23 protein-coding genes are annotated in these 22,779 nt (G+C 63.9%); 8 read left to right on the forward strand and 15 right to left on the reverse strand.

The window, feature by feature from the left end; translation table 11 throughout:
- Positions 1–13: 13 nt before the first annotated feature.
- On the reverse strand, positions 14–2,176 hold the full coding sequence (locus tag IWX75_RS01215) for a copper-translocating P-type ATPase (RefSeq protein ID WP_442858936.1): 2,163 nt from the start codon (positions 2,174–2,176) through the stop codon (positions 14–16).
- A 170-nt stretch (positions 2,177–2,346) separates the two neighbouring features.
- Here IWX75_RS01215 and IWX75_RS01220 point away from each other — a divergent pair, with 170 nt between their 5' ends.
- Positions 2,347–2,754 carry a four-helix bundle copper-binding protein gene (locus IWX75_RS01220; RefSeq protein ID WP_196820427.1) on the forward strand — a complete coding sequence of 136 codons (408 nt, stop codon included), beginning with the start codon at positions 2,347–2,349 and terminating at the stop codon, positions 2,752–2,754.
- A gap of 45 nt (positions 2,755–2,799) precedes the next feature.
- On the opposite strand, the gene IWX75_RS01225 is transcribed toward IWX75_RS01220, so the two are convergent.
- A complete protein-coding gene (locus IWX75_RS01225) occupies positions 2,800–3,156 on the reverse strand; it encodes a hypothetical protein (protein WP_196820428.1) in 357 nt (118 codons plus the stop codon).
- Positions 3,157–3,253: 97 nt separating this feature from the next.
- On the opposite strand from IWX75_RS01225, the gene IWX75_RS01230 reads away from it, so the two are divergent.
- The 3 genes from IWX75_RS01230 (at position 3,254) to IWX75_RS01240 (ending at position 6,589) form a co-directional block, all read left to right on the forward strand.
- Positions 3,254–4,654, forward strand: coding sequence for an MATE family efflux transporter (locus IWX75_RS01230; protein ID WP_196820429.1), 1,401 nt, complete (start codon positions 3,254–3,256; stop codon positions 4,652–4,654).
- Positions 4,655–4,717: 63 nt separating this feature from the next.
- Positions 4,718–5,122: a hypothetical protein gene (locus IWX75_RS01235; protein ID WP_196820430.1), complete on the forward strand. Its 405-nt coding sequence runs from the start codon at positions 4,718–4,720 to the stop codon at positions 5,120–5,122.
- A gap of 60 nt (positions 5,123–5,182) precedes the next feature.
- Positions 5,183–6,589 (forward strand): AAA family ATPase, encoded by a 1,407-nt coding sequence (locus tag IWX75_RS01240; RefSeq protein ID WP_196820431.1) that lies wholly within the window; start codon positions 5,183–5,185, stop codon positions 6,587–6,589.
- Here the strand turns inward: IWX75_RS01240 and IWX75_RS01245 are convergent.
- Positions 6,565–7,131, reverse strand: a complete 567-nt coding sequence (locus tag IWX75_RS01245) for a CGNR zinc finger domain-containing protein (protein WP_196820432.1) — start codon at positions 7,129–7,131, stop codon at positions 6,565–6,567. The two genes, IWX75_RS01240 and IWX75_RS01245, sit on opposite strands and share 25 nt — an antisense overlap.
- 100 nt (positions 7,132–7,231) lie before the next feature.
- Here IWX75_RS01245 and IWX75_RS01250 point away from each other — a divergent pair, with 100 nt between their 5' ends.
- The gene (locus IWX75_RS01250; protein WP_334684019.1) at positions 7,232–8,287 is read left to right on the forward strand and encodes an EamA family transporter; all 1,056 of its coding nucleotides are present in this window, start codon (positions 7,232–7,234) and stop codon (positions 8,285–8,287) included.
- On the opposite strand, the gene IWX75_RS01255 is transcribed toward IWX75_RS01250, so the two are convergent.
- Genes IWX75_RS01255 through IWX75_RS01265 form a run of 3 tightly spaced genes read right to left on the reverse strand, consistent with a single transcriptional unit; the run spans position 8,237 to position 11,085 of the window.
- Positions 8,237–10,498 (reverse strand): heavy metal translocating P-type ATPase, encoded by a 2,262-nt coding sequence (locus IWX75_RS01255; RefSeq protein ID WP_196820434.1) that lies wholly within the window; start codon positions 10,496–10,498, stop codon positions 8,237–8,239. The genes IWX75_RS01250 and IWX75_RS01255 overlap by 51 nt on opposite strands.
- A 2-nt stretch (positions 10,499–10,500) precedes the next feature.
- Positions 10,501–10,725: a heavy-metal-associated domain-containing protein gene (locus IWX75_RS01260; protein ID WP_196820435.1), complete on the reverse strand. Its 225-nt coding sequence runs from the start codon at positions 10,723–10,725 to the stop codon at positions 10,501–10,503.
- Between the two features lie 36 nt (positions 10,726–10,761).
- A complete protein-coding gene (locus IWX75_RS01265; RefSeq protein WP_196820436.1) occupies positions 10,762–11,085 on the reverse strand; it encodes a metal-sensitive transcriptional regulator in 324 nt (107 codons plus the stop codon).
- A gap of 144 nt (positions 11,086–11,229) precedes the next feature.
- Here IWX75_RS01265 and IWX75_RS01270 point away from each other — a divergent pair, with 144 nt between their 5' ends.
- Complete coding sequence (locus IWX75_RS01270) at positions 11,230–11,919, forward strand: DUF305 domain-containing protein (RefSeq protein ID WP_196820437.1); 690 nt, start codon at positions 11,230–11,232, stop codon at positions 11,917–11,919.
- Positions 11,920–11,979: 60 nt separating this feature from the next.
- Positions 11,980–12,630: a DUF3105 domain-containing protein gene (locus IWX75_RS01275; protein ID WP_196820438.1), complete on the forward strand. Its 651-nt coding sequence runs from the start codon at positions 11,980–11,982 to the stop codon at positions 12,628–12,630.
- Here the strand turns inward: IWX75_RS01275 and IWX75_RS01280 are convergent.
- The 9 genes from IWX75_RS01280 to IWX75_RS01320 form a co-directional block, all read right to left on the reverse strand.
- Positions 12,608–13,120 (reverse strand): VanZ family protein, encoded by a 513-nt coding sequence (locus tag IWX75_RS01280; protein ID WP_196820832.1) that lies wholly within the window; start codon positions 13,118–13,120, stop codon positions 12,608–12,610. The genes IWX75_RS01275 and IWX75_RS01280 overlap by 23 nt on opposite strands.
- Positions 13,121–13,332: 212 nt before the next feature.
- A complete protein-coding gene (locus IWX75_RS01285; RefSeq protein WP_334684020.1) occupies positions 13,333–14,259 on the reverse strand; it encodes a nitrilase-related carbon-nitrogen hydrolase in 927 nt (308 codons plus the stop codon).
- Positions 14,237–14,875 carry a bifunctional 4-hydroxy-2-oxoglutarate aldolase/2-dehydro-3-deoxy-phosphogluconate aldolase gene (locus tag IWX75_RS01290; RefSeq protein WP_334684021.1) on the reverse strand — a complete coding sequence of 213 codons (639 nt, stop codon included), beginning with the start codon at positions 14,873–14,875 and terminating at the stop codon, positions 14,237–14,239. The genes IWX75_RS01285 and IWX75_RS01290 overlap by 23 nt, the downstream gene beginning before the upstream one ends.
- Positions 14,865–15,902: a sugar kinase gene (locus IWX75_RS01295; RefSeq protein WP_196820441.1), complete on the reverse strand. Its 1,038-nt coding sequence runs from the start codon at positions 15,900–15,902 to the stop codon at positions 14,865–14,867. The genes IWX75_RS01290 and IWX75_RS01295 overlap by 11 nt, the downstream gene beginning before the upstream one ends.
- A 30-nt stretch (positions 15,903–15,932) precedes the next feature.
- Positions 15,933–17,108, reverse strand: a complete 1,176-nt coding sequence (locus IWX75_RS01300) for an ABC transporter ATP-binding protein (protein ID WP_196820442.1) — start codon at positions 17,106–17,108, stop codon at positions 15,933–15,935.
- Between the two features lie 4 nt (positions 17,109–17,112).
- On the reverse strand, positions 17,113–17,949 hold the full coding sequence (locus IWX75_RS01305) for a carbohydrate ABC transporter permease (RefSeq protein WP_196820443.1): 837 nt from the start codon (positions 17,947–17,949) through the stop codon (positions 17,113–17,115).
- A complete protein-coding gene (locus IWX75_RS01310; protein WP_196820444.1) occupies positions 17,946–18,893 on the reverse strand; it encodes a carbohydrate ABC transporter permease in 948 nt (315 codons plus the stop codon). The genes IWX75_RS01305 and IWX75_RS01310 overlap by 4 nt, the downstream gene beginning before the upstream one ends.
- Before the next feature lie 72 nt (positions 18,894–18,965).
- Positions 18,966–20,222, reverse strand: coding sequence for an ABC transporter substrate-binding protein (locus IWX75_RS01315; RefSeq protein WP_196820445.1), 1,257 nt, complete (start codon positions 20,220–20,222; stop codon positions 18,966–18,968).
- A gap of 132 nt (positions 20,223–20,354) precedes the next feature.
- On the reverse strand, positions 20,355–21,938 hold the full coding sequence (locus IWX75_RS01320; RefSeq protein ID WP_196820446.1) for an N-acyl-D-amino-acid deacylase family protein: 1,584 nt from the start codon (positions 21,936–21,938) through the stop codon (positions 20,355–20,357).
- A 90-nt stretch (positions 21,939–22,028) separates the two neighbouring features.
- Here IWX75_RS01320 and IWX75_RS01325 point away from each other — a divergent pair, with 90 nt between their 5' ends.
- Positions 22,029–22,763: an IclR family transcriptional regulator gene (locus tag IWX75_RS01325; protein ID WP_196820447.1), complete on the forward strand. Its 735-nt coding sequence runs from the start codon at positions 22,029–22,031 to the stop codon at positions 22,761–22,763.
- The last annotated feature ends 16 nt before the right edge of the window (positions 22,764–22,779 follow it).

The raw sequence follows: 22,779 nt of genomic DNA on the forward strand, positions 1-22,779 counted from the left end.
GTCCCGGCCTCCGTCAAGGAGCGCTGATGAGTGCAGGGTCGAGGTCGATCCGACGGAGCAATTGCGCGTTCAGGGCGACGACGATCGTGGAGATACTCATCAGGACTGCGCCCACGGCCGGGGAGAGCAGGATCCCGGCGAATGCGAGGACACCGGCGGCGAGGGGGACGGCCAGAACGTTGTACCCGGTGGCCCAGATCAGGTTCTGGATCATTTTCCGGTAGCTCGCCCTGGACAGATCGATCATCGCCAGGACGGACCGTGGATCATTCCCGGCAAGGACCACACCGGCGGATTCCATGGCGACGTCGGTGCCTGCACCGATTGCGATGCCCACCTCGGCCCGCGCCAGGGCGGGTGCGTCGTTGACGCCGTCGCCAATCATGGCGACTTTCAGGCCGCGGGACTGCAGCTCGGACACCTTCGTGTCCTTGTCCTGGGGCAGGACGTCTGCGAACACTTCGTCGATGCCGAGTTCACGGCCGACGACGTCCGCGACCTGCCATGCGTCTCCGGTGATCATCGCGACTTTCACGCCGCGTGCCTGCAGCGCCTTCACCGCGGCCCGGGATTCTTCTCGCACCCGGTCCTCAAGCCGGACCGCGCCGATGACGCTCCCGTCACGGATGACGTGCAGGACGGACGCTCCGCGTCCTACCCACTGCTGGACGGCAGGGTCGATGGTGGACGGAGTGGCCAGGCCGAGTTCCTTCAGCATGTTCGGCCCGCCGACGGCGACGTCCAGGCCCCGCACAGTTGCCCGCACCCCGCGTCCGGTCATCGAGGAGAAGCCGGTACCGGTGTAGGAAAGGACTGCCGCCTCGGGCTTTTCGCGGGCCGCGGTGACGATGGCCCGCGCGACGGGGTGTTCACTGTCGGATTCGGCAGCCGCGGCGAGGGCCAACAGCTCGGCTTCGCTGACGCCGTCGACAGCGGTCACAGCGGTGACGGCGTGCTTGCCTTCGGTGAGGGTTCCGGTCTTGTCGAACAGGACGACGTCGATGGTGCGCATCCGCTCCAGGGCGATCCGGTTCTTGATCAGGACCCCGGCCTTGGCGGCACGTTCGGTGGAGATTGCGATGACCAGGGGAATGGCCAGGCCCAGGGCGTGGGGGCAGGCGATGACCAGGACGGTCACCGTGCGGATCACCGCATCGTCCGGGCTGCCCAGTGCGAGCCAGGCGATGAAGGTGATGATGCCGGCGCCCAGGGCGAAGTAGAACAGTAGGGCGGCTGCCCGGTCCGCCAGGGCCTGCGCTCGGGAGGAGGAGGCCTGCGCCTCGGCGACGAGGCGCTGGATGCCGGCCAGGGTGGTGTCCGATCCGACGGCGGTCACTTTCACGCGGACCGCGTTGTCGGTGGCCACGGTACCGGCAACCACTGTCTCCCCGGCCGTCCGGGATACGGGCCGGGACTCCCCGGTGATCATTGCTTCGTCGAACTCGGCTGTGCCTTCGGTGATGGTGCCGTCGGCCGGGACGCGAGCGCCGGAACGGACCAGCACCACATCCCCGGCAACGAGGGAGCTGACCGGCACGGTTTCGACGCCGCTGTCGGTGATTTGTTCGGCCTCGTCGGGCAGGAGGGCGGCCAGGGCGTCGAGGGCGCCGGCTGCGGAGCCGAGGGCCCTCATTTCCATCCAGTGGCCCAGCAGCATGATGACCAACAGCAGTGCGAGCTCCCACCAGAAGTCGAGGTCGAAGCCACCGATGCCCAGGGTCGTCACCCAGGACGCGACGAATGCCACCGTGATCGCCATCGCGATGAGCAGCATCATCCCGGGCTGCCGGGATTTCAGTTCGGTGAGGCCGCCTTTGAGGAACGGCGTACCGCCGTAGATAAAGATGATCGTTCCCAGGACCGGGGCGATCCATGCCGAACCCGGGAACTTGGGCGGCATGTAGCCAAGGAGCATGGTGAACATGGGGCTGAACGCCACCACCGGGACGGCCAGGGCCAGGCTGACCCAGAACCGGTCCTTGAACATCGCCGTCGAGTGGCCGGCGTGCTGGCCATGGCCGTGGACCTGGTGCTCATCGTCCACCGGGTGAAGCTGATCTTCCATCGCCGAGTGGGGGTCATCCTCCGGCATGGCCTGGCCGTGGGTCCGTTCCGCCGCTTTATGTTCGTGCAGGCTTGCCGGCGTTGCGTGGTGGCCGGATGCATTGCGTGTCATGTCAAGACCTTCCTCCGTAGACTTCGAAGATATACCCCCTGGGGGTATGTGTCAAGGCATCCGGCCGTTCTGAAGTGAACGCCCATTTCCTCGCTTGCGCCTGGTATCAGCCGTTAGCGTGGAGGTCGGGGGCAGCCCGAATTCTGGACCGACGGAGAAGGAGCAGACCAATGACCCACATCACTTCCATGCTCGACACGTACCCGAAAGACCTGGGAAACATCGACCGCGAAAAACTTGCCGAGTGCATCGCTGCGTGCTTCGAATGTGCGCAAACCTGTACGGCATGCGGGGATGCCTGCCTGAGCGAGGACATGGTCGCTGAGATGGCCAAGTGCATCCGCACCGATGCGGACTGCGCTGACATCTGCACCACCACCGGCCGGGTTCTCTCCCGCCATACCGGATACGACGCGAACATCACCCGGGCAATCCTGCTGGCCTTTGAAGTGGCCTGCAAGGCGTGCGCTGAAGAGTGCGAGCAGCACGCCGGCATGCACGAGCATTGCCGGATCTGCGCCGAAGCCTGCCGCCGCTGCGAGGCCGCGTGCCGAGAGCTCGCCGCAACCCTGGGCTGACTTCTCCATCCGGTACCGGGTGGTGGAGGTGCCCAGCGAGCGAAGCTAGGCCCGGCGGTTGCCGCCGTCGTCGTGCGGGTATTGCAGGGGATTCTCCCGCCACGTCTTCTTCTCCTCAGGCGCTGGTCCGTAGCCGGGGCCTAGGAGCGGCTCGTCCGGATCGTCCTCGGTGCTCGAGACGCGCGCGCTGCCCTGGTGCGTCAGCCAGTAGCCCCTCGCCAACAGGCCGGCGGCAGTGAGGATAAGTACCATGCCGATCGCGAACATCAGGGCGGTCCCCGACGGGGTCGGCTGGCCGGAGGACGCGGACCGTGCGAAATTCGACACGGACTGGGGCACGAAGAGCGTGCTGATGAACAGGAGAAGGCCGGCAGCGAGATAGTGCTTCACACCGGTTTTCATGGGACCCCCTGAAGTCGACGCCCGAAAGGGCAGGTTCCTCAAGCTTAAACGATTCCCCCCGCCCGCCCAGCCCGTCACCGGCTTATAGGGTGAAGCTGTGAGCGACACTGCGCTGGGAAGCCGGCACCTCAGCCGTACCATCCTCCGGCTTGCCGTGCCCGCCTTCGGCGCCTTGATTGCAGAGCCACTGTTCCTGTTGGCGGACTCCGCGATCGTGGGCCACCTCGGGGTAGAGGAACTCGCCGGTGTGGGTCTCGCTGCGACGGTGCTGCAGACCGCCGTCGGACTCATGGTGTTCCTTGCCTACTCCACCACTCCGGCTGTCGCCCGGCTGCTCGGTGCCAACCGGCTCCCGCAGGCACTTGCCGCCGGTCGTGACGGCGTCGGTCTGGCACTGGTCCTGGGCGTCGGGCTGTCGGTGGCCGGGTGGATCAGCGCTCCCGCGCTTGCGTCAGCCATGGGAGCCGACGGAGAAGTGCACGCTTTCGCCGTCGACTACCTGCGCTTCTCGATGCCGGGCCTCACCGCCATGCTCGTGGTGCTCGCAGCAACCGGTGTCCTCCGCGGACTGCAGGACACCACCACCCCGCTGGTGGTGGCGGGCGTGGGGTTCGGAGTCAACATCGCGCTGAACTATCTCCTCGTCTACGGGGCAGGGATGTCAGTGGCAGGGTCCGCCCTCGGCACCAGTATCACGCAGTGGGGCATGGCGGTGGTGTACCTGGTGATCCTGGTCAAGGGGCTCCGTGCATCCTCGGTTCCGCTGCGCCCCTCGCTGCGGGGCATCCGCACGACGGCGTCGGTGGGGTCATGGTTGATGCTCCGCACGGCGAGCCTGCGCTTCGCGATCCTCGCCACAGTGTTCGTCGCGACGGCCCAGGGTCCGCTGTCCCTCGCTGCGCATCAGCTCGTCATGACCGTCTTCACCTTTCTCGCCTTCGCCCTCGATGCGCTCGCCATCGCCGCGCAGGCCCTCATCGGGAAGGAACTGGGCTCAGGCAACAAGCCGCTGGCCCGCGCGCTGACCCGGCGCATGGTCGTGTGGGGTGTCGGCTTCGGAGCCGGAACCGGAGCCCTGCTCGCCCTTGCCGCGCCCTTCGCCGGCTGGATCTTCACCACCGACCCGAGTGTCCAGGCCGCATTCGCCGCGGGTCTGTTGATCCTGGCCGTTTCGCAGCCCGTGTGCGGGCTTGTCTTCGTACTCGACGGCGTCCTCATCGGGGCAGGGGACGCACGGTATCTGGCGCTCGCCGGCGTCGTCAACCTCGTGGTCTACCTTCCGCTGCTTGCTGCGGTCTACAGCGCGAACCTCACCGGCAATGCGGGGATCGCCTGGCTGTGGACCGCGTTCGGCCTCGGCTACATGGCAGCCCGAGCGCTCACTCTGGGATGGCGCGTGCGGAACGACGGCTGGATGGTCACCGGTGCCGAGCGTCGTACCGGAGCATCTGCCGCCAGCGAAGACGGTGCGCCGGCACCGGGCGACGCCGTAAACTAGGAAGGTCTGTTCTACCAGTTGTAGAAACTGGAGAAGCGATCGAGGAAAGCACCACCGGAAGGAATGCACGTGGCCAAGAGCCAACCGGGGAAACCCACGCAGGGCAGGATGCGCTACGGCATCAAGGGACCGCTCCTGTTTTCAGCGGTGCTTGGCCTCGTGGCCGGTGGAGCGACGGCGATCTTCGCGACAGGCGGCGGTAACAAGGAGTTCCGCCTGGATCTTGGGCTGACGGCCGGGGGCATTGCCTTCATCACCTCGCTGGTGATCTGCGCAATGCTCATGATGGCTGAAACTCCCAACGCCGAGCACCTGGGCAAGGGCTCCGGCGTCAATCGGTCGTCGGCCAAACCCGACAGGCCTGCAGCGGAAGCCGGTCCAGCGAAAAGTGCGCAACCCGGTGCTGCCCGATCCGACCCGGACGGGGAGCCGCGCTACGGGCAGAGGCTGCCCGACTCCGACGCCTGACACTCTTCCGGCCGCTGGCGATGCCTCGGGCGTCGGCAGGGCTGCTGCTACCCTCAGCCTATGGATGAGAAGCTGGGGAGTTTCGTCGAGGATTTTGCCGCTCTGGTGCAGTTGGCCCAAGCCACGCGCCTGCCGGCCAGTGGCGGGGAGCAGTTGCTCGCCGCCCTGACCAATCATCTGGGAGTCCCTGCGCAAGGACTTCCCGTGGTGGTCGAGGAGGTGAACTCCCACCGTTATGTTGATGCCGATATCCTCCTGGCCGCCACGGCCCGAAAAGACGCCGGTAGCCGGCTCGTAGGGATCGGGGGCGGCGATCAACGGCACCACTCCTCGCTGAGTGACATGCTCCAGCAGGCGCAGGGCTATTCCCAGTTTCCACTGGCGCAGCCTGATTACAGCAATCTGCCCGTCGGCGCTGGGGAACAGCGCCAGGTGGTGGCTTTGGGGATCTGGTTCTTCACGCGGCGTGGCGTCCCGCTTGCCGTGCTGCAGCGAAAGGCTGAACCGCGGTTCGGGAGGGAGTCCGGAACGCTTGAGGTGTTATCCCCCGATCCGCAGGTGGCGGCGGATTTCCTGGCAGATCTGCGGCTGGAAATGCAAACCAACAGCGTCCTCAAGGGTCAGGTCGTGTCCTTCACGATGCAGGACTACGGGCCGAGCAGTGCCGGGATCACTTTCCATGCCAGGCCGGTCCTTGCCGCGTCGGAGGTGATCCTGCCCGAAGGATTGCTGGCGAAAGTGGCGGAGCACGCCATCGGCATTGCGACTCACCGCCGGGCGCTCCAGGCCATGGGGCAACACCTCAAACGCGGCATCCTGTTGTACGGCCCTCCCGGCACCGGAAAAACCCATACCGTGAAGTATCTGCTGAGCGAGAGCACAGGCACCACGGCGATCATCCTTTCCGGGGGCTCCCTGGCTTTCATCAGTGAAGCGGCGCGCATGGCCCGGGCGCTCCAGCCGTCGATGGTGGTGCTGGAGGACTGCGACCTCATCGCCGAGGACCGCAGCTTCGGTCATGGCCCCCAGCCGTTGCTCTTCGAGGTACTGGATGCGATGGACGGGCTCGACGACGACGCCGATGTCACCTTCGTACTCACGACCAACCGCGTTGACATGCTTGAGCGGGCACTGGCCCAAAGGCCGGGCCGCGTTGACCTGGCCGTCCAGGTGCCACTGCCCGCCGAGGGAGAAAGGGCTGAGCTCCTGCGCCTGTACTCGCGATCCCTCGGCTTCAGTCCGCAGGCCATCGCCGAGGCCGCAGCCGGAACGATGGGAACCACGGCGTCGTTCGCGCGGGAGTTGATCCGGCGTGCGGTGCTGGCAGCCGCCTTCGCGGAAGTCGAGGTGAAGGACGAGCATCTGTTGAACGCAGTGGAGGAACTCATGGCCGACAGCGAGTCGCTGACCAGAAGCCTGCTCGGCAGCAATGCCGGTGACCTTCAACCTGGCGGGGCGCCCACCTGAGCCGACTCCGCCTTGCGCGCCCGATACGCCTTCACGTGCATGCGGTTGGCGCAATTGCCGGTGTCACAGAAGCGCTTGGAGCGGTTGCGGCTGAGGTCCAGCACCACGCCGTCGCAATCATCCGCCGCACAGCTACGAAGCCGGTCCAGTTCGTGGCTGCGGATCACGTCGATGAGGGCCATGGCCGCCTCGGTGGCCATCCGTGCCTCCAGGGGAGCCTCCGGCCCGGTGGCGTGGAGGTGCCAGTCCCAGTCGTCGTGGCGCACCAGTTGCGGGAGCGCGTCGGCCCGGCGCAGGATGCGGTTCACGCGCCCGACGGCGTCGTCCTCCTCCGCGAACCAGAGAACTTCCAGCTCGGCACGGAGGGCCCGGACGGCGTCGAGCTCCTCCCGCGTATGGGTGCGGGAACCCGAGAACTTCTGCTCGGTCAGGAAGGCGTCGAGGTCAGCCAGCGTGAGCAGCTGGTCAGGGTCCTCTTTCGCGGTGTTGATGAGTGCCGCCGCAGAGACGAGGGCCACTTCGGTGTCATGGGTGTATGACATGTTGACTCCTGACGATCTTCGGCGTTAGTGTCACTACCATAACCATCCGACGGTTCTGACACCTAATGGCATGCGGACCCGCAAAGTAAGGACCAGCCCTGTGAACACGCGTGCCGCTTCCGGCCTCTGGATCGCGGTGCTTTCCGCTGCGACCTTCGGGATGTCGGGTCCCTTCGCCAAAGCACTCCTCGAAATCGGGTGGAGCCCGGGAGCCGCCGTCGGCGTCCGGATCGGCGGCGCGGCCCTGGTGCTGCTCGTGCCCGTCCTCATTGCCCTGCGTGGCCGGTGGTCAACATTGCAGGGCAATGCGCTGACGCTCATCATCTACGGAATGACGGCGATCGCCCTCTGCCAGCTCTTCTACTTCAACGCGGTGGAGCGCCTCTCGGTGGGCGTGGCGCTGCTCCTCGAATACCTGGCCCCGGTGCTGATCGTCGGCTGGCTGTGGATCCGGTCCCGCCGGGCACCCCATCGGCTGACGGCCGCCGGATCGGTGGTGGCGATTCTCGGCCTGCTGCTGGTGCTCGACCCTGCGGGCGACGCACGGCTGGACCCCATCGGCGTGCTGTACGGACTGGCCGCCGCGGTCTGCCTCATGGTCTTCTTCCTGATGTCCGCGAAAATCGACGACTCGCTGCCGCCGCTCGTGATGGCGGGCGGTGGAATGGTGATCGGCGCCCTCACCATCCTCCTGTTGGGGCTCACGAACGTGATGCCCTTCGAATTCGCCTTCACCGACGTCACCATCGCAGGGGCGCAGTTCAGCTGGCTGGTCCCCGTGGCAGTGCTGGTGCTGATTTCCACGGTCGCCGCCTACGTCACCGGAATCCTGGCGGCCCAGAAACTCGGCTCCAAGGTGGCATCCTTCGTGGCACTCACCGAGGTACTCTTCGCCGTCGTCGCCGCCTGGCTGGTTCTGGGTGAACTTCCGGGACCCATCCAGCTGCTGGGCGGCCTGCTCATCGTGGCAGGGGTGGTGTGTGTGCGGACGGACGAGCTCCGCTCCAGGGACGGCGACGGGCCACTCGACGGCGACGCGGACGGGCTGCAGGGCGGGCAGCACGGAATCGACCTTGCCGGGGCCGAGCCGATTCCGTACGTTCCGCTACTTCCCGAAACTTCTCAGCCGCAGCGAGTTGAGCACCACGAGCACTGAGCTCGCGGCCATCGCGGCACCGGCCAGCATCGGATTCAACAGCCCCAGCGCGGCAACCGGGATGCCTACGGTGTTGTAGAAGAACGCCCAGAAGAGGTTGGTCTTGATGGTGCCCAGCGTCCTGCGAGAGAGCTCGATCGCCTGGGCCACCTGCTCCAGGCTGTTGCCCATGACGGTGAGGTCCGCCGCCTCGATCGCGACGTCGGTGCCGGAACCCATCGCGATCCCCAGATCCGCCTGGGCGAGCGCTGCGGCGTCATTCACGCCGTCGCCGGCCATGGCCACGGTGGCCCCCGCGGCCTGCAGTTCCCGAATGGCCGCCACCTTGCCCTCGGGGAGCACGCCGGCGCGGACATCGGCCGGGTCGATCCCGACGGCCTCCGCCACTTGCCGAGCCACCGACTCGTTGTCGCCCGTGAGCAGGATGGGCTTCAGGCCCAGCTCCCTCAGGCGGCGGATGGCGCGTGCCGATCCCTCCTTGACGGTGTCGGTCAGGCTCAGCAGTCCCTCGACCCGGCCGTCCACAGCGAGCCACACCACCGTGGCGCCTCGGCCCTCGGCCTTCCGCAGCTCCTGAAGATGCGCGGCGGAAACCGTCACGCCGTTCTCCTCCAGCCACCCGGCGCGGCCGGCAACCACGGCGTGGCCTTCAACCTCGCCGCGCACACCGCCGCCGGGAGCGCTGGCGAACACTTCGACGTCGGGCAGGGGGCCGTCGGCTGCGGCGCTCGCCGCCGCCGCGATCGCCTGTGCAATAGGATGTTCACTCGCTGCCTCGAGGGCCCCGGCAGTGCGCAGCACCTCATGCTGCGCCAGGGCGCCCAGCACGACGACGCCGCTCACGGCCAGCTTGCCGGTGGTCACGGTGCCGGTCTTGTCCAGCACGATGGTGTCCACGGTGCGCGTATCCTCGAGCACCTGCGGCCCGCGGATCAGGATGCCCAGCTGGGCGCCGCGCCCGGTTCCCGTCAGGAGCGCCGTAGGAGTCGCAAGACCAAGGGCACACGGACATGCGATGACCAGGACGGCAACCGCTGCGGTGAACGCGAGATTGGAATCGCCTGTGAACACCAGCCAGGCAAGGAACGTGACGACGGCGATCCCGAGGACGATCGGGACGAAAACGGCGCTGATGCGGTCGGCGAGGCGGGCGATGCGGGCCTTGCCGCTCTGGGCCTGGCTCACCAGCCGGCCCATGGAGGCGAGCGTGGTGTCGCTTCCCACGCGCGTCGCCCGGACGATCAGGCGCCCGGAGGTGTTGATGGTGGCGCCGGTGACGCCCGAGCCCGGGGACACCTCCACCGGAACCGATTCGCCCGTGAGCAGTGAGGCGTCGACGGCACTATGGCCCTCGACCACCACCCCGTCAGTGGCGATCTTCTCGCCGGGCCGCACCACGAACTCGTCGTTGGGGATGAGGGTGCCGGCCGGGAGCGTCACCTCGGTGCGGACGCCGTCCACCACGCGCAGCACGGTGGCTTCCTTGGCACCGAGGCTCAGCAGGGAGTGGAGCGCATTTCCCGCGCGCTGTTTGGCGTTGGCCTCCAGGAAGCGGCCCAGCAGGAGGAAGGTGGTGACGACGGCGGCCACCTCGAAGTACAGGGCGTGGCCGCCCATCATCATGCCGGGGTGCTGGGTGGCGAGCGGATCGGCGATCAGCTGCCAGGCGGAGAAGGCGAAGGCCGCGGTGACCCCGATCGATACCAGCGTGTCCATGGTGGAGGAGAAGTGCCGGGCGTTCACCAGCGCCGCCCGGTGGAACGGCCACGCGGACCACGCCACCACGGGAAGGGCCAGCGCGAGGACCACCCACCCCCAGTGCGGAAACTGGAGGGCGGGAATCATCGAGATGAGCACCACGGGCAGCGTCAGCGCAGCGGCCACGATCAGGCGGGAGCGCAGCAGGGGCGCGGCGTGCGCGTCGTTGTCGTGCTCAGCGTCGTTGTGCCCGTGGGCACCCTCCGGTTTCAGCTGAGCGGAGTACCCGGTGGCCTTGACGGTGTCCAGCAGGTCCTGGTCGGAGATGTGGGCCGGAACCCGGACCACCGCCGATTCGAGCGGCAGGTTGACGCTGGCCTCCACGCCGTCGAGCTTCCCGAGCTTGCGCTCGACCCTGCCCACGCAGGACGCGCACGTCATGCCCTGGATGTCGAGTTCCACCACGCGCGACGGCGCGGGGGAGGTCTGTGTCGGGGCTTCGGAGGCGCTCATGGTCAGGAGTCGCTGGAGGCCACGCTGTAGCCGGCCTCGGCAACGGCGTCGCGAACCTTGGCCGAATCCAGTGCACCCTCGGAAGTGATGGTGGTGGCAGAGAGGCCGCCCTTGACGAGGTCGATCTCCACCGACTGGACCCCGGGAAGGGCACTGAGCTCGCCCTTCACCGCTTCCACGCAGTGGCCGCAGGTCATTCCGGTGACGTTGACAGTGGTGGTGCTCATGATGAATCTCCTTGAATAGTGTTGTGGGTGGTATTGCTAGCGCAGGAGACGGCCGATGGCCGCCGTTGCTTCCCGCACTTTTTCCTGGACGTTCTCGTCGTTGCCGCTTATCTGTGATTCCTGGGCGGCACCGACCACGCAGTGCGCGATGTGGTCCTCGAGGAGGCCCATGCTGACGGCGTGGAGCGCCTTGTTGATGGCGGACACCTGGGTGAGGATATCGATGCAGTACTTGTCCTCGTCCACCATGCGCGCAATCCCGCGGACCTGGCCCTCCACGCGGCGCAACCGCGTGAGGTAGGCATCCTTTTCGGCGCTGTACCCGCGGGTGGGTAGGGGTGAAACGGTTGCTTCGCTCATGGAGTTCTCCTTCGTCGTCGCTCCTACTATACCCTATGGGGGTATAACTTCAGTGAAGGAGATCCTATTCCCCTCCGCCGTCGAGGAAACCACCAGCATTGTGACGTACGTTTGAAGGCGAAACTCCAATTCCCAAGGACCTCAATGTTCACAACCATGTCCGCCTGGCAAAGGCTGACCCTGCTCGTACTTGCGGGAATCGCCGTCGCGGCACTCTTCTTCCTGGCGTTCACCGCCGGCCGCGTTGCGGCGAGCCCATCACACCCTGATATCACCAGCGCTGACGCCGGTTTTGCGCGGGACATGCAGGTGCACCACGCGCAGGCAGTGCAGATGTCCATGCTGCTGAGGGACCGCACCGATGACGAGACGCTGCGGACCATCGCCTACGACGTCGCCATGACGCAGCAGCAGCAAAAGGGTCAGATGTACGCGTGGCTGCAGGAATGGGGCCTGCCGCAGAGTAGCGGAGAACCTCGGATGGCATGGATGACGTCGATGGCTGAGGGAGCCATGGATCATTCGATGGAGTCGGGCAGTACGGCCGGCATGGAAAGCACGGGAGGTGCAGGCAGTATGGCTGTCGGTGCCGACGGACTGATGCCCGGCATGGCCACGCCCGAGCAGCTGGAAGAACTCGCCGCAGCATCGGACGACGACGCCGAGCGCATCTACCTGACCCTGATGATCGATCACCACGTGGCGGGTGTCGAGATGGCTGCAGCCGGCGTGGAACTCGCCTCGACCGAGCAGGTGCGCACCCTTGCCAGCAGGATCGAGGATTCCCAACAGGCCGAAATTGATCTCATGCAGGCGTTGCTCGACGAGTTGTGACCGGCTCCGCCGGTAGATTGGGCATAGGAACCAAACCCCTCCGCACTAAGGAATTGATCGTTGAATAAGAAGAGAGCCCAGGAAAACACGGACCGCCAGGCACGATTGGCGGCCATCCAGGCACAGCAGCGGGCCGGCGAGCGGAAACGCAATGCCCTGATCTTCGGAGGGATCGGTGCCGTGATCCTAGCCATCATCGTGGCGGTGACCATCGTGATCGTGGGCCAGATCCAGGAGCGGAACCGCGCCGAGGAGCTTGCGGCCCAGCCGATCGAGGGCGTGCAGACCTACGAGGACCTCACCTTCAACCACACCGAAGCGGAAGTGGACTACGAGCAGAATCCGCCGGTAGGCGGAGACCACAACCCGGTCTGGACCAACTGCGGGGTCTATACGGAGCCGATACCGGCGTCCAGCACCATTCACTCAATGGAGCATGGAGCAGTGTGGGTCACCTACCAGCCTGATCTTCCGCAGGCGGAGATCGACGCGCTGACCGACCTTGTCGGCAGCCGCTCGTACGTGGTGCTCAGCCCGAATCCCGACCAGGAAAGCCCGGTGGCAGCTACCGCTTGGGGCCTTCAGCTCGAGGTCGACTCCGCTGAGGATGAGCGCCTCGGCGCCTTCCTGACCAAGTACATCGAGGGCGAGCAGACGCGCGAGCCGGGCGCACCGTGCTCCGGCGGCATCACCCCTCCGGGCGCCTCCTAGAAGAAGGCGGATGGGCGACGGCGGCGTCGCGGAAGTGTCCCTGCCGTCGTCGTCCCTTCTCTCGCCACCACAGCGCGCCCCACGCAACCAGCATCCCCACCAGGGCGCCCGAACCGTTGGCCACGACGTCGTACGGCGAGGCGACACGCTGGGGAAGCAGTACGTGCTGGGCCAGTTCGATCAGCACGGACAACGCGAAGGCTACCAGCGGTCCGTGCCAGCGCCAGCCGCGCGGCGCGAGGATGAACCAGAACAGGCCGAGCGGAACGAACAGAACGATGTTCGCTGTGAACTCCACGAAGGCATAGTCGATGGAGGTCGGAAGGCCACGTGCGTGGAGGAAGCGGAGCCCTCGTTGCAGGACGCCGGCGGCTTCGCTGTCGACCTGCGCTTGCCGGAAGACGATGACTGCAACGCAGGCCGACCATGCAGCGCAGAGGACGCTGGTTACAATCCGATACCTGCGCGAGGGCAGCGGTGCAGTGGGCAGGACGGTCCTCCGGCGGGAGCGATGGAATCGTAGCCTCCATTATGCGGCAGGCGGCTGAGTGAAGGTTTAGTCGATGGCGCCAGCTCGAAGCGCGGGTCGAGCTGAAGCCCGACCTGGTAGCCAGCCCGCCCACGGACGTACCGGCCCAAAGCACCTGACCGACCCACCCATGCTCGTCTGCGAAGGCAACCAGGTCTCAGTCAATCCCGCTGCTAGGAGAGGGGCCGAGCGATGCTCCGATAATGTTCGGGTCGACGGTGCTGGGCAAAGTTGAAAATTTCGCGGCGGTATCGAGTGACCATGTCCAAATCGATCTCCGTCGTTACAAGTTCATCGCCTAGTGTCTTGGCTACAGCAAGTATTTCACCGGACGGCGCAATGACGGCACTACCACCAATTTGGTTCACCCCTTCTTCAGTACCCGCTTTGGCAGTGCCAATGACCCACATCGAGTTCTGGTAGGCACCGGCCTGCATGGACAAATGATTCTGGAAATTCACCAGTGCATCGCTTTCGGGCAGGTGTGGTGTCGAAGCAGGGGTGTTGTATCCAAGGCACACGATCTCCGCTCCACCAATGGCCAATACCCGGTATGTTTCCGCCCATCGCCGATCGTTGCAGATGGCGAGCCCAATCTTGGTGTTGCGCCAGGGCTGTACGCCGAAGCCGAGATCGCCGACCTCGAAATATCGTTTCTCCAGGTTCTGAAACGGCGCTTTCTCCTGCACGGTTTGGAACCCTGGGAGATGAATCTTCCGATAGCGATGAATGACTTTGCCGTGCTCGTCGACCAAAGCAGCAGTATTGAACAGCCGCTCATCCTCAGTGCGTTCTGCATAGCCCAAGACGAAGGAGACCTGTAGCTCGAGGGCTGCATCGAACAGGGCCTGGGTATCCGGCCCGGGGAGGTCCTTCTCGTAATAGCTGTGAAGTTCATCTTCGTCGCGCACGAGCCAATGGGGAAAGAAGGGAGTCAACGCGGCTTCCGGGAAGACTACAAGCTGCGTTCCTTCCTTAGCTGCTCCTTCCAGCAGTTTGATGAGGCGTTCCAATGTTTCGGCTCGTCTCGCCGAAGCAGGGATAGGCCCAAGCTGAGCAGCTGAAACTATAAGGGTTCTACTGGTCATGTCCGGGCCCATCGTTGCCGGGTTTCCGTCGGGCGGCAAGGATATGCGCGATGAGGTCCAGCTGACGATCGTCGGCGAGGGCTGAGCCTACGGCTACAGTGCGTGCCCCGGCTTGGAGGAAAGATGCTGCGTTCGACGCATCTATGCCACCGGTGGCAACTAATGACACGCCTGGAAATGGTCCCTGCATTGCCTTAAACCATTCAGTGCCTAGAACCGAAGCAGGGAAAGCCTTGACCACCGTGCAACCGAGGCGAACCGCGGCCTGAATTTCGCTTGGGGTGGAGATGCCGGGCAAGTGCGGTATTCCTGCACTTCGGCACAGTCCCACTATTTCCTCATCCAGGCCGGGTGCAACGGTGAAAGCAGCTCCGAGATCCAGACTTTGCTGAACCTGCTCCGCGGAGACCACAGTTCCTGCACCAACGGGCTTCCCCCGCTCCGCTCCTGCTTTGATCACCGCCTCCAACGAGGGGACGGCGTCTGCCGTTTGAATGGGCACCTCTACCAGGTCGATTCCGAGATCCCACGCCTTCGAGGCCAGTTCGACTGCCCGCTTGGCTTCCATGTTTCGGAGGATTGCCATGACCGGCTGTCCCTGGATGAGAGTGTCGATGTCAGCGAACATGCGCATGCCCTTCCGGTAATAAAACGTTTAGGTTCTTCAGATGGTCGCTGGTGAGCTGGATGTCGGCCCACTCTTCGGTGCCTAGCCGGCTGACGGACAGTATTGCCTCTGCAGGCGGAAGCGCCGGCAGATCGCTGACGTGCTGCAGCGTCAGGCCAGCCATCAGGTGACCTACCCGGAGTGCCTGCGATACTCCCAGACCACGCACCAGCCCGCTGAGGAAGCCGGCGGCGAAGGCATCACCCGCACCCACCGGGTCTACGACATCCGCCATGAGAGCGGGTTCGAAGGTCACCGAATCCCCGGTGAAGTGCGTTGCCCCGATAGCTGCATCTTTGACCACGAGGTGTGGTGTGTCGGGAAGAAGCCTTCGCACATCCTCCGCGCGTTCCGTATCCCACAGGACCTCAGCCTCATCGCGGCCGACCACAACGATGTGTGCTCCACGCGCCAATTGCAGCAGACGAGGCGCAGCGATTGAACGGGGCCACAGCGCGGGCCGGTAGTTGACATCGAAGCTCACCTTGAGTTCCGGGACGGGGCGGTCGATCAGCAGCTGCTGCATCAGCGCGTCAGCGGTCGCCGAAAGAGCCGGCGTGATGCCTGATACGTGGCACAGAGCGCGGCTTTCCAACGAGAGGGACCTCAGATCATCAGGACCCATGGCCGACGCAGCCGAACCGGACCGGTAGTAGAAGACACGACTGGATTCGGCTTCCCTGTTCTTCAGATAGATCCCCGTAGGCCGCCCAGGATCAACTGCAACTCGGTCCAACCGAACACCGCGGGTTCGCAGGAAATCTCGAACGATGCGGCCGAAGGGGTCATCACCGACCCTGCTGAACCATTCCACTTCGTGGCCGAGATGCGCCAGGCCACTGGCCACGTTGCTCTCAGCGCCGCCGATATGGATACCGACGTGGCTGTTCTCCTCCAGCGGCCCGTCGTCGGCCGTTAACAACACCATCGTTTCGCCCAGGCACAGCAACGGAGGCGACTCAGCGCCGGATTCCTGGGTGTTCGTCATGCCAGCTTTCACGATTCCTGTCCCGATCGATCAGCTGGGCGCCATTTGCGGACTGTCGAACAGCTCCCCGCTATCGCTCGAGTACCAAAGCACATCCGCGGGATCGAACGAAATGGTGCAGGTCTGACCATGTTCCAGGCGCACGTCGCCGACCAGCTTGGCGTAGAAAAGGTCCCGGGAGGCTCGGGCACCGACCTCGACAGTCAGGTTGTCTGTGCCGAACTTGAATCCGACAACGGTTTCGGATCCCAGATGCTCCACGGTGACAATTCGTGCCGGGTAGCCTGGAGCGCCCCTTTCGATGCGTACCTGGACCTTCTCGGCGCGGATCCCGAGCTGGGCTTCCTGGACGCCCATGGTTTCCGGTGGTTGGAAGGGTAGGTTGATGCCGAACATGGTTGCCCGGCCTCCGTCAACGACAATGGGGATGAGGTTCATCGGCGGGGAGCCGATGAAACGGGCAACGAATGTGTTGGCCGGCCGGTCGTAGATGTCTTTGGGAGTGCCATATTGCTGAACAAGTCCGTCGTTGAGGACGATGATGCGTGTTCCCATCGTCATCGCTTCCACCTGATCATGGGTGACATACACGAAGGTCTTCTTCACCCGGTCGTGGAGTGCTGAAATCTCCGCCCTCATTTGCGTCCGAAGCTTGGCGTCCAGGTTGCTCAACGGCTCATCGAGCAGGTAGAGAGCCGGTTCCCTGATCAGGGACCGTGCAACTGCTACTCGCTGGCGCTGGCCACCCGAAAGGGCTTTCGGCCTGCGGTCCAGGTAATCAGTCAATTCGAGCATTTCGGCGACTTCGTTGATCTTCGTGGCTACGTCCTCCCGTTTCATCAACGCGCGGCGCGCCAAACCGCCCACCAGTGGGATGTGGTGCCACCACTTGAAGTTGTCCATCACGAGGGGAAATCCGATGTTGGCCCGGACGCTCATGTGTGGATAGAGCGCGTAGGACTGGAAGACGAACGCGATGTTCCTCTTCTTGGGTTCCAGGTCGTTGACCACTACGCCGTCGAACTTGAGTTGTCCTGCGGAGATATCGGTGAGCCCGGCAATCATCCGGAGCATGGTCGACTTGCCGCATCCGGAAGGGCCGAGGAGTACCAGGAACTCTTTGTCGGGCACTGTCGCGTCGAAGCCCTTGATGACAGTGTTGCCTGAGAAATTCTTGCTGACCTGGTCAAATTCAATCGTTGGCATGGAACTATCCCTTTACTGATCCGGCGGTGAGTCCGGAGACGATCTTGCGTTGCATGAGGAGGAAGAAGACGATCGCCGGAATGGTGAAGATGAAGGCGGCACTGAAAACCGTGTCCAGCGGTGTGGAGAACTCGCCGATGAATGACGCCAGGCCGGTGGAGGCCACCCAGGACGCGCGATCCTCGATGAAGGTGGTCGCGAACAGGTATTCGTTCCAGCCGTCGAAGAAGGTGATGACCGCAGCGGCCGCCATTGACGGCGCGACCAAGGGAACTACCATCACCTGCAGGATACTCAACGGGCTGCATCCATCTACCCGGGCTGACTCTTCGAGCTCGTACGGAATGTTGTCGATCGCGGACTTCAGGATGAACAGTGCGACCGGCATGGCGAAGGCCGTGTTCACGAGGACGAGCCCGTGCAGTTCGTTCAGCAGTCCGAGTGCCGCGAACAGCGAGTAGAGCGGAACGACGAGCAACGCTTCGGGCAGCATCTGGGTCGCAAAGAACAGGAAACCCATGGGCCCCTTGCCGATGAACTTGTACCTGGAGAGGGCATAGGCGCCCAGGGTTGCCATGAGCAGACTCAGAAGGGTTGTCCCGAAGGCGACAAAGGCCGAGTTCGCCATCCAGCGGAGGAATGGGGTGTCAGTTGTGAGGACGGAGAATATCTGCAGGCTGCGTGAGAAATCCGGCACCAGTGATTGTCCGCCCTGGTACAGCACATCAGTCGGCGTCATCGCGGTGTTGATGATCCAGAAGAGGGGAAATCCTGCCAGACAGGTCAGCAGGAGCGCCAGCAGAGCCCTGACTCCCGTCCCCAGGCGGCGGCGGCCCATCATGCGCTGACTCCGTTCTGCTTGTTGGAGCGTAATTCAAGGACGAAGTAGACAGCAGTTACGATCAGGGACAACACGAGGCCGAGCATGCCGATGGCAGCGGCCAGACCGAGCTGACTGTTGTTGAACGCTTGCCGGTAGACGTCGATGACGATGGTCGTCGTGGCGTCCACCGGTCCGCCGCCGGTGAGCAGCCAGATAATTTCGAAGCGCCTGAACGACCAGATGGTCATCAGGAGACCGACCACGCGCAGGGTCGGTAACAGGAACGGCAGGACCACGAGCTTGAAGGTGCTGTAGCTGTCGGCGCCGTCAATCCTGGTGGCCTCATAAAGGTCTTCGGGGACCGATTGCAGCGCGGCCAGGACCACCAGCATCACGAATGGAGTGACTTTCCATACCGTAGCGACCACCACCGAGAGCATCCCGTAGTCCGGATCGGTCAGCCATCCCCGCTCGCCAAGGCCAAGGGCGGTCGTGGCGGCGTTGGCTACCCCGGAGGAATCGTTGTAGATCCACCGGAAAACCAGTACGACGGCGACGGTCGGGACCGCCCACGGCATCACCATGATGGCCCGGGCCAGGGTACGGCCTGGAAACATGCGGTTGATGACGAAGGCGGAAATGGTGCCCAGGGTAAGGGAGAAAACGACGGTGAAAGCGGTATAGATCAGGGTGGTGAGGACGGACTTGAAGAACGCACCGCTGGTAAGAAGCCGTTCATAGTTTTCGAAGCCGATGTACTCGCCCGCTGTGGGGTTCAGCAGCCGGGTGTCGGTGAAGCTGAGGTCCAAACCCTTGAGCAGAGGAATGACGGCGAACAACAACAGGTAGAGCACGGCCAGTCCGATGAACAGATAGGGCGTCCAGCTGAAGCGACGTTTCTTGGGCACCGGCGGTACCGCCGCGGAAGACGGGCGGGGCCTGGTGGATGAACGGACAGTCATCGATTCGTTCTCTCGATAGAGGTAGAGGGTGCCAGGTGCAGGTGCCCCCTCATGGGGGCACCTGCGTGAAGGCTAGGGCGCTAGTGCCTCGGCCTGTTGCTGAGCCGCATCCATGGCTTCCTGGGCCGATACCCCACTGGTCAGCATCCGCTCGACCTCGGTCAGGACGATGGTGCGGATCTGCGGTGTCTGGGTCTCGAAGCCGGGAATCACCACGGACGACGAGTTGTCCAGCTGCTCGTAGAATGCCTCGATCCAGGGATTCGCCTCGATGAGTGACTCGGGAGCTGCCACATCGGTAGCAATTCCGGACGGGAACAACGCCTCCACGAAGGTGGACTGGGCCTCAGATGTCATCATCCACCGGATGAAATCCTTCGACAGTTCCTTGTTGTCCGAGTTGGCGTTGATTCCGATCGAGAAGCCCGCGTAAGCCGAACCGCCACCGGGAAACGGCAGCGTCGAAGCGGATACGTCGGAAGACTGGACCGCACCGTCACCTGAAACCATGGTCAGCAGGGCTGAGGAATTGTCGATCACCATGCCGACTTCGCCGGCGGCGAATTTGCTGCGGTACGTCGAAGCGTCATCGCCGACACCGAAGCCACCGGAATTGTAGGCATTGAGGTACGCATCCGCCGCGGCGACGTTCTCCTCGCTGTTGATGGTCAACTGCTCTCCGTCTGACCATGCGCCACCGAACCCGAAAGCCCAGTTGCTGTAATCCGTCCACCAGGGCGCTTCTTCGTTGAGCTGATGCCGGACGACGAAGCCGGTCTTCCCTGTTGCTTCCTGAATGGTTTGCGCTGCTGTTGTCAGGTCCTCGGGAGTGGTCGGCGGCTCCACCCCTGCCTCGCTCATGATCGTGTTGTTGTAGAACAACGCGTAAGGTACGGCTTCCCAGATCAAGCCGAGCTGTTCGTCTTCGAACATGTAGTTCTCATTCGACTCGCGCAAAGCACTTTCGCTGTCCGCATCCAGCACCCCCTCGAGTGGCTCCAGCGCGCCGGATGCTGCCAACTCGGGAAAGAACGGGTCAGGGATGATCAAGATATCCGGACCCGCACCGGAACCGATCTGGGTACTGATGGTCTTCTCGTAGTCGGCCCTGGTGATCTCCTGCGGCTCGATCGTCGCGTTGGCGTTGACGCCCTCATACTCCTTGACGGCAGCGAGGATGTCCTCACCCCGACCGGGTTCCAACCACTGCCAGTTCGCGAAGGTGAGCGTACCGCCCTCCTCTGCCGGCGGTCCATCATCCTGGGAGGCCCCGCCCCCGCCGCCGCTGCAGGCAGTCAGGGTCAGGGCCAGGGCGGCGATCGTAGCCACGTTCTTCATTCTTGATCGATTTTTCACTACAGCTCCCGAGTGTGCACCTGTTGCAACAGACGTTGCGGTATATGCCATGGTGTCAGGGGGCCGGTGTTTTGTAAATAGTTTTCGGACGCTGTTCTCGAAGCGCTAGGCCCGCCGAATTGCTCTGCCAGGCACCGCGGTGGTACGGATACCGTTCTCGATAGTGGCCTCGCCGTTGACGAAGACGTAATGAATACCGTCGGGGTTGATTTTGGGGGCGTCGTAGCTGGCACGCGACGCTATCCGATCCGGATCGAAGACCACCAGGTCCGCCCAATTGCCTTCGGCCACAACCCCCCGATCATGAAGTCCCAGGCGTCGGGCAGGGCGGGAGGTTGCATGGAGCACGGCTTCCTCCAAGCTCAAGACGCCGAGTTCGCGGACATAGTGGCCCAGAAACCGGGGGAAGGTGCCCCACCCCCGTGGATGGGGCCTTTCTCCCGCAAGGATTCCGTCGCTGCCTACCGTGTGGGCCTCATGACGCATCACGGCCTGGACGTTTTCCTCATTTCCAACCTGCACCAGGCAGCCGGCGCCAAAATCATCGGCGAGCAACAGATTCAGGAACACCTCTCCTGCGGGTGAACCCAGCTCAGTCGCGAGTTCGGTCACCGTCTTCCCGACCGCACTTCCATTGAGCGGGTCCTGGGTGGACGAGATCACAATCGTTTCCCAATCCATGGGAACGCCGTGATGTCCGTCCGAGCCCAGAACTTCGATCTCGTGAAGGAGCCTCACCCGGGATTGCGGGTCATTCAGTAGCGCCGCCATGGCTTCCCGGCCCCCTTCATGGGCCCAACTCGGCAGCAAGGCAGCCAAGTATGTAGCTCCTGCCAGATAGGGATAGGCATCCAAGGTGACATCGGTGCCCTCGGCGATGGCCCGATCAAGTGCAGCAAGCACTTCAGCCGCCCGGCCCTTGTTCTGGGGGAAATTCACATGGCAGTGGGCGAGATGCAGGGGCACCTGCGCTTTTCGCGCTATCTCGAAACAGGCCTGGTACCCTTCGACAACCTCGGATCCGTAATTGCGGTGATGGGGGCAGTAGTATCCGCCGATCTCCCTGACAGCAGTCAGTGCATGGATCAGTTCCTCGTCGGAGGCATACATTCCGGGTGTATAGGTAAGCCCTGCCGACATCCCCATGGCGCCGTCCCTCAGACCCTGCGCCACAATGTCCCGGATCTGCTCGAGCTCATCCTCGGTAGCTCCACGCGACTGGGTCCCCATGACGATCATCCGAACGGTGCCGTGGGGAACCAGAACAGCAACGTTGACCGCAGCCCCCTTGTCCACTTCGTGCAGGTATTGCCCGACGCTGCGCCAGGCATAGTCCAGATCCGGTGTTCCATTCCAGCCGGCGATCTGCTCCCGGGTGACGGCCATCACCTCCTCGGTCACTGGCGAATAGCCCAGGCCGTCCTGGCCGACAACCTCGAGGGTGACCCCCTGGGCCGCTTTGGCCACATGCGCCGGGTCAGCCAGAACTGCCAGGTCGGAATGCGCGTGCATGTCGATGAAGCCAGGCGCAACCGCCAGACCTGAGATGTCGATGTCCCGTCCCTCGGCCACACTGCCGGGAGACATGATTGCTGCGATGCGCCCATCGCGGAGCAACACATCGGCGCGATAGCGGGGACCTCCCAGGCCGTCGATGATTGAGCCGCCCCGCAAAATCGAACTGACCATGGTATTTCACGTCGCATTCCTAGTAATGTTGCATACACTGCACATGCATGTGCAAGATTGTCGATGTGGGTTCAGTATAAAGGGGTTTACGTGTCTCAAGCAGTACAGCGGGCGATCGAGATTCTGGATTTCCTTGCCGAAGGACCGCGCAGTCTCAGTGAAACGGCGAGGCGCTTCGATGTGCACCGCTCCACGGTTCTGCGCCAGCTGCAAACTTTCGAAGAGGCCGGGTTCGTTCTACGCCGGGGGAACGGGCACTACAGCATCGGTCCGAAGATGATCTCCATCGCCCAGCAGGCACTTGATGCGTTGGACCTGCCGGCGGTCGCCCATGATGAACTCCGCAGGTTGCAGGCAAAAACCGGCAACACGATCCACCTGGCCCAGCTGGTGGAGTCCACTGTCATGTACGTGGACAAGGTGGAAGGGCGGGACAGCGTACGGATGTACTCGCGCGTCGGCAAAACCGTGCTCCCGCACTGCACCGGTGTCGGCAAGGCCATCCTGAGCCAGCTTCCGGTCGGACGCCGGGATGCACTTCTCGTCGACGCAGAATGGACAGCTTTCACCGCGCAGACAATCGTTTCCCGCGCAGCGCTTGATGAGCAGCTGGAGTTGATAAACACCCGCGGCTGGGGCGTCGATGACGGGGAGTTCGAGGATTTCGTCAACTGCATCGCGGTCCCCATCACCAACTCCAACGGCAGCATCATCGGGGCGCTGTCACTCACGGCGATCAAGGTGGTCGCCACACTGGATGACCTGAAGTTGCACTTAGACGATATCCGCGCCACCGCCCAGAACATCTCACGCCAACTCGGCTAGACCTACCCGAAAGGCA

It is taken from the genome of Arthrobacter sp. CAN_A6 (assembly GCF_015751715.1).
Taxonomy (GTDB): Bacteria; Actinomycetota; Actinomycetes; order Actinomycetales; family Micrococcaceae; genus Arthrobacter_D.

Bases quoted from the DNA above. Each gene is read 5' to 3' on its own strand.
- IWX75_RS01215 (WP_442858936.1), bottom strand. From the start codon at position 2,176: ATGACACGCAATGCATCCGGCCACCACGCAACGCCGGCAAGCCTGCAC.
- IWX75_RS01220 (WP_196820427.1), top strand. From the start codon at position 2,347: ATGACCCACATCACTTCCATGCTCGACACGTACCCGAAAGACCTGGGA.
- IWX75_RS01225 (WP_196820428.1), bottom strand. From the start codon at position 3,156: ATGAAAACCGGTGTGAAGCACTATCTCGCTGCCGGCCTTCTCCTGTTC.
- IWX75_RS01235 (WP_196820430.1), top strand. From the start codon at position 4,718: ATGCACGTGGCCAAGAGCCAACCGGGGAAACCCACGCAGGGCAGGATG.
- IWX75_RS01240 (WP_196820431.1), top strand. From the start codon at position 5,183: ATGGATGAGAAGCTGGGGAGTTTCGTCGAGGATTTTGCCGCTCTGGTG.
- IWX75_RS01245 (WP_196820432.1), bottom strand. From the start codon at position 7,131: ATGTCATACACCCATGACACCGAAGTGGCCCTCGTCTCTGCGGCGGCA.
- IWX75_RS01255 (WP_196820434.1), bottom strand. From the start codon at position 10,498: ATGAGCGCCTCCGAAGCCCCGACACAGACCTCCCCCGCGCCGTCGCGC.
- IWX75_RS01260 (WP_196820435.1), bottom strand. From the start codon at position 10,725: ATGAGCACCACCACTGTCAACGTCACCGGAATGACCTGCGGCCACTGC.
- IWX75_RS01265 (WP_196820436.1), bottom strand. From the start codon at position 11,085: ATGAGCGAAGCAACCGTTTCACCCCTACCCACCCGCGGGTACAGCGCC.
- IWX75_RS01270 (WP_196820437.1), top strand. From the start codon at position 11,230: ATGTTCACAACCATGTCCGCCTGGCAAAGGCTGACCCTGCTCGTACTT.
- IWX75_RS01285 (WP_334684020.1), bottom strand. From the start codon at position 14,259: ATGGGCCCGGACATGACCAGTAGAACCCTTATAGTTTCAGCTGCTCAG.
- IWX75_RS01290 (WP_334684021.1), bottom strand. From the start codon at position 14,875: ATGTTCGCTGACATCGACACTCTCATCCAGGGACAGCCGGTCATGGCA.
- IWX75_RS01295 (WP_196820441.1), bottom strand. From the start codon at position 15,902: ATGACGAACACCCAGGAATCCGGCGCTGAGTCGCCTCCGTTGCTGTGC.
- IWX75_RS01300 (WP_196820442.1), bottom strand. From the start codon at position 17,108: ATGCCAACGATTGAATTTGACCAGGTCAGCAAGAATTTCTCAGGCAAC.
- IWX75_RS01305 (WP_196820443.1), bottom strand. From the start codon at position 17,949: ATGATGGGCCGCCGCCGCCTGGGGACGGGAGTCAGGGCTCTGCTGGCG.
- IWX75_RS01310 (WP_196820444.1), bottom strand. From the start codon at position 18,893: ATGACTGTCCGTTCATCCACCAGGCCCCGCCCGTCTTCCGCGGCGGTA.
- IWX75_RS01320 (WP_196820446.1), bottom strand. From the start codon at position 21,938: ATGGTCAGTTCGATTTTGCGGGGCGGCTCAATCATCGACGGCCTGGGA.